Here is a 9401-nt window from a genome sequence, read left to right as displayed (position 1 = left end):
ATTCAGCCTCGCCGGCGTTTGAGTGGGGGTCCCCCCCCGGGCGGAGCCGGGTTTCTTGGGGCTCCGCCCCAAACCCCGCGCCTCAATCGCCGGCGGGGCTGAAATGGCCGACCCCGGCTTCGACAGCCGTGGGGCAGACATGGCAGAGCTTGCTTCGAGGGCAGGCTGAGCCGAGCCGGCGTTGTGGGTGGGGGTCAGCCCCGCCGAGGCGTGGGACGGGGGTCCGGCACATTCAGCCTCACCGGCGTTTGAGTGGGGGTGCCCCGGGACGGAGTCTGGGGGAGGGTCCGGGTGGAGCCCGGTGCCCGGCGGAGCCGGGTTTCTTGGGGCACCCCGCGCCTCAACGCCGGCGGGGCTGAATGTGCCCGATGCCCTGCTTCGAAGGGGGGAGCTGTGGTCGCAAGTCGCCCGGCGACACTGAGCCGGGGTCCGGCCATTCCAGCCCCGCCGGCGATTGAGGCGCAGGGCCGGGCGGAGCCCGGGTTCTTCCCCCGGCTACGAGGGGGCCCTGGGGGTCGCCTCCCGGGCCGCCGCTTCGCTGCGGTCAAGCGTGCTGTGTGCCGGGCGGCCGATGTTCGCGCACCGGGGGCTCCGCTTCCCTCGGCCAGGCCGGCCGCCCGACCTCACCCCCCGGCCAGCGGGTTGGGCAGCTGCGTCCACTGGTCGCCCGGGATGCCGGGGCTGAGCCGCATCAGGGTGAGGGCCTTGGTCGGGAGCGGGTCGCCCAGCAGCGCCCCGGTGTCGGCGGTGGACGGGAGCCCGGCCGCCTCTGCCAGCATCTCGGCGAAGGCCGCGGCCGAGCCGGCGGTGGCCCCGAGCGCCCCGGTGAGGAGGGAGCCGAACAGTTTGCGCCGCAGCACCGTCACGTCGTCGTTGACGAGACGGCCCGACACCGGCGGCACCGGCAGGCCGTGCCGGGCGAGCCGGGCCGGGCTGATCCGGATGTCGGCGAGGTCCCGGTAGACCAGCCGCACCGGGGACCCGTCGGCGGCGAGGACGACGAGGAGGTTCTGCCCGTGGGCCTCCAGCGCCACCCCGAGGTCCAGCACCCGCAGGCAGACCGAGAGCGCCAGGCGGGCGAAGGCGGCCCGCCAGGCCGCCGACCGCGCGAACGGGGCGAGCGCCAGCGCAGCGACCGGTACGACCCGCTCGCCCGCCGTGGCGTCCGCGTACACCTCCGGCGGCTCGCGCAGCACGGCCGCCAGGTCCGGGGTGTGCGCGGTGACGGCGCCCAGGGTCCGGGTGATGTGCAGCCGCCCGTCGAGCCGTGCGCAGAGCTCCTGCGCGAAGGCGGACACCGCGGCCGCCGTCTCGATCGAATAGCCCGAGATGTCCCGTACGGAGGAGGTGAGCCGGGTGCTGAGCGCCGTTTTCACGTGCGGCCCGCCCGCCACCGGGGCAAGGGTCCGCAGCGACATCAGCGGGTGCGCCGCGTACCCGGTGCGCAGGACGTCCGGATCCCGGCCCGTCTGCTTCAGGACATGCCGCGCCTGCCAGGGGTGCACGGGCACGAGGATCCGGCCGCCGTCGCGCAGTTCGGCCGGCCAGCCGCCTGTGACCAGGCATTCCGTGGCCGGAACGGCGGCCGGCCCGAGCGCGACGACCGGCCGGTGCTCGGGGGCGTACGCGAGCTGCTCGGCCACCGTGAAGCCCGGCCGCGAGCGGCAGTTGGGGTGGTAGGGGTGCCCGTCGACGATCCGCTGCTCCCACTCCCAGGTGGCCCGCGGCTCCGGCTCCGGCGCGGCCGGCTGCCCGGCCCGCGACAGGGCCAGCGAGGCGGTGCTGTCGTCGAGTTCGGCGGCGAACGCGTCCCCGTGCGGTACGCCCAGGGCCGTCATCAGCCGTCCGGCCTGCCGGTACGCGGTGCCGCCGAGGAGCAGCTCGTCCACCGTGGCGGCGGTCGCGTACGGGTCCGGCGCCGGGCCATCGAGCCGCCTGCCCCCGGCCAGCAGCAGGGTCATCCCGTCCGGGCCCCGCTCGCGCCGCACCACCCACGGCAGGGGCTCGAAGGCCAGCGCCCGCCACAGCCGGGTCAGCACCGCGGCCCGGGCGCCGCCGAGCGCGGCGCCGTACGGACCGGCCAGCGCGGGGCGCACCTCGGCCAGTTCGGCGGATACGGCCTCTTCGGCCGGGGAGTGGGGGAGGTTCATGCTGGGGTGCAGGGCCCTGTTCCTCTCGCGGGTCGTTGTGGTGATCACGTCATCATCGCGGATACTGAAGATCACGGCCGGTGGAAAGCCCCGCGCACCCCGGCGCACTGGATGGACCGAATGGAATCCGTGGACCTCAACGCCGCAGCCGACGCCCTTGCCGCCACCCCGCTGCTCAACTGCCTGCTACGGGAGGCGGCCGACCCGGAGGGCGGGGAGGTCCACCGGCTGCGCGGCAGCGGCCGGCTGCTGCGGGTGCGGGGCGGGCGCCGGCCCGTGCGCCCCGAACTGGGCACGTCCGAAGGCTGGCGGGCGCTCAGCCACACCGAGCTGGTGAAACTGACCGCCGACGAGCTGCACCGGTACACGGGCACCGGCAACGACGAGCTCCCGGTCGAGATCGCCGACAGCCGCGGGACCGTTGCCGCGCTGCTGGCCGCCCGCGCCGCCGCCGAGCCCCCGCAGGACCCGTACGTGCTGTCCGAGCAGTCCCTCGTCATGGGACACCCCTACCATCCGGCGCCCAAGGCCCGGGGCGGCGCGCCCGCCGCGAGCTGGCTGCCGTACGCGCCGGAGGCCCACGCCCGCTTCCCGCTGGTCTTCCTGGGGCTGCGCGAGGACCAGGTCACCGAGGAGGGCGGTGCGGGCGCGGCCGCGGCCGTCGACGCGCTCGCCGAACTGGCCGGGGGCCCGCGCCCGCCCGCCGGCTACCGGCTGCTGCCCGCCCATCCGTGGCAGCTCGAGCTGGTCGGCGGCTCGCCCGCGGTCCGGGCGGCCTTCGAGGACGGGCGGCTGCTGCGGCTGGGCCCGGGACGGCTGCCGGTCTGGCCCACCGCCTCCGTACGGACCCTGTACGTGCCCGGCGCCGGCTCGGGCCCCGGCGCCGGCCCCGGCCCCGATGCGTTCGTGAAGTTCAGCCTCGACGTCCGCATCACCAACGACGTGCGCCGGCTGTGGCGGCACGACCTGCTGAAGCTGCGCCGGGCCGACGAGGCCGTCGCCGCCGGGTTCGCGGCCATGCGGCGCGCCGGCTCGAACGCGGCCTGGCTGTCGGACCGCGGGTACCGGACCGCCGCCTTCGCCTTCGAGGAACTCGCGGTGCTCGTGCGCGACGGACTGGGGGCGCACGCGGAGCCGGGTGCGACCCCGCTGCTCGCCGCCGCCCTCGCGGAGGGCTTCGCCGGCAGCCCGCTGGCCCGTACCGCCGATCCGGCCGGCTGGTGGCGGGCGTACCTGCGCCGGGTGGTGCCGCCGGTGCTGGAACTGTTCGACCGGCACGGCGCCGTCCTGGAGGCCCACCTGCAGAACACCCTGGTCGCCTGCGATGCGCAGGGCATGCCCGTGCAGGCCCTGTTCCGCGACGCGGAAGGGGTGAAGCTGTTGCCCGAGCCGGGCCGGGCGGCCGCCTGGCAGCGGCTGGTCTACTGCCTGGTCGTCAACCACCTGGCGGAGATCGCCGGGGCGCTCGCCGAGGCGCACCCCGGGATGGCCGGGCGGGTGTGGCCGGCGGCGCGCGAGGAGTTCCTGCGCTACGACGCCGAGCGCGGCCTGCCCGAGATTGCGGAGCTGCTCGCGGCCCCGTCGCTGCCGGCCAAGACGAACCTGCTGCTGCGCTGGACCCGGGCGGACGGTGCGGACGCCCGCTACCTCCCGCTGCCCAATCCGCTGCGGCCGTAGGGCCGTCCGCAGGGTCTGTCCGGCGGATGAGGGTCGGACGGGCCCCGGGCGGAGCGGCGGGATCCGGCCAAGGTGGGGCGGGGCTCCGACACACCCTCTTTGAGAGGTATAGACCAATGCTACGTTGGGCGGGCAGACCGCGCATTCCTTGACCACCCGTCAGAGGAGAAGCCATGCCCTCCCCTTCGCGGGGCGGCGGCCCGGCCGCCATGCCCAAGTACCAGCGGATCGCCGCAGCGCTGCGGCACGAACTCGAGCACGCCGAGCACGGACCCGGCGGCAGGCTTCCCTCGGAGCGCACCCTGGCCGCCCGCTACCGGGTCAACCGGCAGACCGTACGGGCGGCGCTGCAGCAGCTGCGGGAGGAAGGCCTCATCGTCACCGGGCGCCGGGGGACGCGGTCGGCGGCCGCGACGCAGCCGGCGGGGCGGGAGCCTGCGCCGGGCGGGGCTCTGCAGGCGTACGGGGTCGTGCCGGCGGGCGGGGCGCTGCCGGGGTACGGGGCTGCGTCGGCGGGCGGGGTACCACCGGGCTACGGGGCCGCGCCGTCGGCCGTCGGGGCGCTGCCGGATGGTAGGGCCGACCGGGCGGACTGGGCGCTCGCGGCGGCGGCCCCGCGCGGCGGGGTGGACCCACGGATCCCGGTGGACCAGCCCGACGGGGTCGACCAGGTGCTGCCGGCGGACCGGCCCAGGGGGGCGGGCCAAGGGCTCCCGGCGGAGCGGCACGGCAGCGCGGCCAACCGGGCCGGACGGGTGGACCCGGCGCCGGTGGCGGTGCCGCCGGACGGTGCGCCGGTACCCCCCGCGGCGCCGTCGGCCGCCGCTGCGCACCTCCCCGGAGTCGTCCCCGCCCCCGCGGCCGTGTCCCCGCAGAGCTGGCTGGCCCTGGTGACCTTGCCGCCCTCGCTTGGCGCGCTCCTCGGGATGCGGGGCGGGGAGCGCACCCTGGTGCACCACCGCCGCGACCGGGGCCCGGCGGGGCAGACCCTGCAGCACGCCGTCACGTACCTCTGCCCCCGGGCCGTCGCCCGGACCCCTGAGCTGGCCGGCTACCTCGACCGTGCGGCCGCCCGCGACGAGGACCTCGGCCCGCTGCACCGCTGGCTCGACCGCGCCGCCGAGCAGGGCCGCGTCGCCGAGACGCTGACCATGACCCGCAGCAGCCACCCCCCGGCCGCGGCCTCCGCCTGCGGGCTGACCGTACGGCGTACGCTGCACGACCACTCCGGCCGGCTGCTCGCCGTCACCGACCTCGCCTTCCCCACCTGGGACCGGCTCACCTTCCACCGGGACCGCGCCGTCGGCGGATTCCGGATCAGCTGACGTACGGGCGACGGGCCCCCCAGGCCCCGGCGCTCCTGCGCGCGGGTACGCGGACGCGCACGTCTACCCCGTTCCGCTTATATCCGGCGATTCTTGACGTACCAGCTGAAAACCACCAAGATCTACGGCAGTCAAGGTCCCGCGCCGCAAGCCGACCAGCCCAAGGAGCGAACCCATGCCCGCCCCTGCCCCGTCTTCCGCTTTCCAAACCGCCGCGGTCGTGCCGTGCCCCCGCCGCCGCCCCGTGGCCGCCCGGATCGCGGACCTGCCCCGGATCACGGAACCGAGGGAGGTGGCCCCTGCGGACGCCAGGGAGCTGTCGCGGGTCTTCTTCCGGCGGCTGCGCGAACTGCCCGAGGACAGCCCGGAGCACCGCTACGTCCGCAACGCGCTCGTCGAGATGAACTCCTCGCTCGTGCAGTACGCCGTCCGCCGCTTCCGCGGCCGCGGTGAGGGCGGGGACATCGAGGACCTCGTCCAGGTCGGCACCATCGGGCTGATCAAGGCGATCGACCGCTTCGACCCGGCCCGCGCCACCGAGTTCGCCACCCTCGCGATGCCGTACATCACCGGCGAGATCAAGCGCCACTTCCGCGACACCACCTGGGCCGTCCGCGTGCCCCGGCGGCTGCAGGAGCTGCGCATCGACATCGCGAAGGCGAAGGAGGAGCTGACCACCGCGCTCGACCGCTCGCCCACGGTCGCCGACCTCGCCGCCCACCTGGAGCTGTCGGAGGAGGAGGTCATCGAGGGGCTCGTCGCCGCCAACGGCCACACCAGCGGCTCCCTCGACGCCCCGCACGGCGCACACACCGAGCACAGCGGCGAAGCCGTCGAAGGGCCCACCCTCGCCGACGTCATGGGGGCCGAGGAGCCGGCCCTGGAGCGTGTCGAGGACATCCAGACGCTGGCGCCGCTGCTGGAACAGCTCAGCGACCGCGAACGCCGCATGCTGCGGATGCGCTTCGGCGAGGAGCTGACCCAGGCCCAGATCGCCGCTGCCCTCGGCATCTCGCAGATGCAGGTCTCGCGCCTGCTCTCGCGCGTCCTGGCCCACTTGCGCGCCTCGATGCTGGAGGACCCGGAGCCCGCTCCGGGGGCCGCGGCCCGGGGCTGAGGCGGCGCGCCCCGGACCGCGTATCCGGGGCGCGGTCCAGGGCCGGAGTCCAGGTAGGTCAGGGACAGGTCTCCTCGAACTTGACCACGTGGAAGGCCACGGGTTGGCCCGTCAGCGGGGTGCCCGTCGGCGGGTTCTGCGTGCACACCCGCCAGTTCGACTCCTGGAGCACCATCCGGTCCTGCAGGGCGTCCTTGACCGTGATGCTCGTATTGCCGGGCAGGGCCAGGCGGGCCACCTTCATGCTCTTGCCGATGAAATGGGGCATGGCCCCGCCCGCGGCCGCCGACGGCGGCGCCGACTCCTCGGCGGGACATGTCTCCTCGAGCTTCACCGCGCCGAGGTCGATCCTCGTCGCGGTGTCGACGTCGCCGCCCGGCCCCGGCGTCTGCGAGCACACCTTCCAGCCGCGGTCGAGAACCTGCGCACGGCCGCGCCCGAGCGCGTCGTGGGAGGCGAGGGAGAAGAACCCGGCCGCCTGCGCGGCGTCCTGTGCGGCCTGCAGGCCCATGCCGACGAGGTTCGGCAGGGCGGCCTGCTTGGCCCCGCCGGGCCTTCCCGCCGCCGAGCCGGTCGACGACGCGGACGGGGCGGCCTTGGGATCGCCCGGGGCGGCCGCCGGGCCGCAGCCGGCGAGGGCGAGCGTGGCCACGGCGGCCAGGGAGAGGGCGGTGATGTGGTGGGTGCGCATCGAGCCATGCTCGGGCCCACGCATTCGGCGCGAACAGGGTGTAACGGAGTTGTGACATACGGCAGCTTCCGGGGCCGATGGGCTGCCGCACGTCACCGAGGGGATCGGGCCCTCGCACGCCCTGTCCTGTACGTCGGGACCCGGCCCCGTGTCAGCCTGTCAGGGCGGGGGCGTCGGCCTCGGCGGGTGCGGGCGCGGCGGTTTCGGGGGACGGGCGGCCCGGCCGCAGGGGCCACCACAGGGCGCGCCCCAGGAGGGCCGACAGGGCGGGGACCAGGGCGATCGACAGGACGAACGCCGAGAGCAGGATCCCGAGCGCCGTCGCGAAGCCCGTCTGCTGCGTGGACGGGGCCGGGTTCACGGCGAGGCTCGCGAAGGACGCCGCCAGTACGAGGCCGGCCGTGGCGATGGCGGGTGCGGTGTGCCGGACGGCGCGGGCCACGGCCGCGCGGGCCGGGCCGGGGTGTGCCATCTCCTCCCGGATCCGGTCGGAGACCAGGATGTTGTAGTCGGTGCCCAGCGCGACCACGAACAGGAACAGCACCAGCGGGAGGGTGAAGTCCACGCCCGGCCGGTCCGCCGCGTGCTGGAACACGAGGGCGGAGGCGCCCAGCGTGGCGGCGAAGCCCAGCCCCACGGCGAGCATCAGCACCACCGGCGCGAGCAGGCTGCGCAGCAGCAGGAACAGGATCAGCGCGATCAGTGCTGCGGCGACGGGGAAGACCACCCGCAGGTCCTTGCCGACGGCGGTGGAGACGTCGGCGAACAGCGCGGCCGTGCCCCCGACGTGGGCCTCGGTCCCGGCGGGCCGGTGCGCGGCCACCGTGTCGCGGACCGGCCCGGCCACCAGGTCGCGGGCCTGCGGCCCCTGCGGGTCGTCGGACAGGAACAGGTCGAGCCGCCCCGCCTCCCCATCGCGGCTCAGCACCGGCGGGGCCACCTGGCCCACACCGCGCACCCCGGCCAGCGCGGTGGCGAGCCCGTCCAGCCGCCCGGCGGTGAGCGGGCCCCCGTCGGCGGCGGTGACGAACACCGTCACCGGGTCCGACACACCGGCGGGCAGGGCGCGCGTGATCTCGGCCGCCGTACGGGCCGCGGCGGTCCGCTCGCCACCGGCTCCGCCCTGCCCGTAGTCCATCCGGATCCCGATGAGCCCGGCGGCCGGCACGCCGAGTACGACCGTGCAGGCCAGGACGAGGGCCAGCGGCCGCCGGGCCGCGAGTGCGCCGATCCGTGCGGCCGCCCCGGCCCGGGGCCGGCGCTGCAGGGCGCGCGAGGGCCAGAACATCCGCCGCCCGCAGACCGCGAGGAGGGCCGGCATCAGGGTCAGGCTGCTGGCCAGCATCACCAGGACGGACACCGCGATGGCCGGTCCCAGCACCCGGAACTGGCCGAACGAGGCCACCCCGAGGGTGGCGAACGCCGCGACGATGGTCAGCGCCGCCGAGGTGATCGCCGTACCGACCCGGCCGGCGACCTCGGCGGCCGCGGCCCGCCCGGACTCGCCCGGGTCGGCGCGCAGTCGCTCGCGGAAGCGGAACAGCAGGAACAGGAAGTAGTCGATGCCGATGCCGACGAGGACCACGTTGATCAGCCCCGGGGTGGACGGGGCGAGCCCGGTGCCGGTCAGCATCGCCGCGGCGACGACCAGGCCCGCGGCCGCGCCGCCGATGACCGAGACCGCGAGCAGCGGCAGGAGCGCCGCGAGCACGCTGCGGAAGACCAGGACGTGCAGCAGCACGATCATCCCGACCATGACGAGGCCGACCACCATGGACCGGATCCGCCCGGCCTCGTCGGAGTCGACGGTCTCCGCGAGGGCGCCGGTGAAGCCGGTCCGCAGGCCCGCCTTCGCGAACACCTCCCGGGCGTGGTCGCGGAACGCCCGGTAGGTGTCCTGCATCCCGGGGTCCGCGGGATTGCCGGTCAGTTCGACGGACAGCAGCCGGAAGCTGCGGTCGGGCGCCGTCATGGCGGGGCCGAAGGCGGGGACCTGGGAGTGGTCCAGGACGAACAGGGGCGGGGTGTCCTCGGAGGCGGGCATCTCGACCCGCTGCCGGGCGAGTTGCGAGGCCTCTGCGTCGATCCGCCGCTCGTCGGCGGGCGACAGCGGCTCGCCGTCGGTACGGGCCACCAGCACGGTCAGCGGGTTGGCGTCCGGTACCGCCCCGAAGTGCTCTTCGGCGGCCTCCAGCGCCGCCGCCGCGTCGTACGAAGGCGGCAGGAACGCGCCGGTGCCCGGCTGGGTGGCGCGGAAGGCGAGGGCCTGGCCCAGGACGGTCAGGGCGATGCCCAGCACCGTCCACAGGGCGATGACCTTCCACGGGTTCCGGGTCGCGAAGCCGGTCAATCCCCGGATCACAGGGGCTCCTTGCAGGTCGTGGGTCCGGGGCTGCCCGGCTCCCCACCAGCCCATCACCGACCCGGCCCCCGTGGCGTCG

6 protein-coding genes are annotated in these 9401 nt (G+C 75.8%); 3 read left to right on the top strand and 3 right to left on the bottom strand.

What is annotated here, in order from left to right:
* Nucleotides 1-623 precede the first annotated feature (623 nt).
* Nucleotides 624-2150: an IucA/IucC family siderophore biosynthesis protein gene (locus ABZ924_RS19850; protein WP_361911098.1), complete on the bottom strand. Its 1527-nt coding sequence runs from the start codon at nucleotides 2148-2150 to the stop codon at nucleotides 624-626.
* Between the two features lie 111 nt (nucleotides 2151-2261).
* Between ABZ924_RS19850 and ABZ924_RS19845 the strand changes: the two genes are divergently transcribed.
* The 3 genes from ABZ924_RS19845 to ABZ924_RS19835 all read left to right on the top strand — a co-directional run bounded on the left by ABZ924_RS19845 (nucleotide 2262) and on the right by ABZ924_RS19835 (nucleotide 6269).
* Entirely contained in the window at nucleotides 2262-3827 is a 1566-nt protein-coding gene (locus ABZ924_RS19845; protein WP_361911092.1) for an IucA/IucC family protein, read from the top strand.
* Between the two features lie 173 nt (nucleotides 3828-4000).
* Nucleotides 4001-5152 carry a GntR family transcriptional regulator gene (locus tag ABZ924_RS19840; RefSeq protein ID WP_361911089.1) on the top strand — a complete coding sequence of 384 codons (1152 nt, stop codon included), beginning with the start codon at nucleotides 4001-4003 and terminating at the stop codon, nucleotides 5150-5152.
* A gap of 175 nt (nucleotides 5153-5327) precedes the next feature.
* Nucleotides 5328-6269: a SigB/SigF/SigG family RNA polymerase sigma factor gene (locus ABZ924_RS19835; RefSeq protein WP_361911086.1), complete on the top strand. Its 942-nt coding sequence runs from the start codon at nucleotides 5328-5330 to the stop codon at nucleotides 6267-6269.
* 58 nt (nucleotides 6270-6327) lie between these two features.
* Here the strand turns inward: ABZ924_RS19835 and ABZ924_RS19830 are convergent, their stop codons facing one another.
* Nucleotides 6328-6960, bottom strand: a complete 633-nt coding sequence (locus ABZ924_RS19830; protein WP_361911083.1) for a PASTA domain-containing protein — start codon at nucleotides 6958-6960, stop codon at nucleotides 6328-6330.
* 151 nt (nucleotides 6961-7111) lie between these two features.
* Complete coding sequence (locus ABZ924_RS19825; protein ID WP_361911080.1) at nucleotides 7112-9322, bottom strand: MMPL family transporter; 2211 nt, start codon at nucleotides 9320-9322, stop codon at nucleotides 7112-7114.
* Between the last annotated feature and the right edge of the window lie 79 nt (nucleotides 9323-9401).

Source organism: Streptomyces sp. NPDC046876, assembly GCF_040645035.1.
Taxonomy (GTDB): Bacteria; Actinomycetota; Actinomycetes; order Streptomycetales; family Streptomycetaceae; genus Streptomyces.
This window is presented reverse-complemented; position numbering and strand designations above follow the sequence as displayed.

Excerpts from the sequence above, each read along its gene's own strand:
- ABZ924_RS19850 (WP_361911098.1), bottom strand. The coding sequence starts at position 2,150 with ATGAACCTCCCCCACTCCCCGGCCGAAGAGGCCGTATCCGCCGAACTG.
- ABZ924_RS19845 (WP_361911092.1), top strand. The coding sequence starts at position 2,262 with ATGGACCGAATGGAATCCGTGGACCTCAACGCCGCAGCCGACGCCCTT.
- ABZ924_RS19840 (WP_361911089.1), top strand. The coding sequence starts at position 4,001 with ATGCCCTCCCCTTCGCGGGGCGGCGGCCCGGCCGCCATGCCCAAGTAC.
- ABZ924_RS19835 (WP_361911086.1), top strand. The coding sequence starts at position 5,328 with ATGCCCGCCCCTGCCCCGTCTTCCGCTTTCCAAACCGCCGCGGTCGTG.
- ABZ924_RS19830 (WP_361911083.1), bottom strand. The coding sequence starts at position 6,960 with ATGCGCACCCACCACATCACCGCCCTCTCCCTGGCCGCCGTGGCCACG.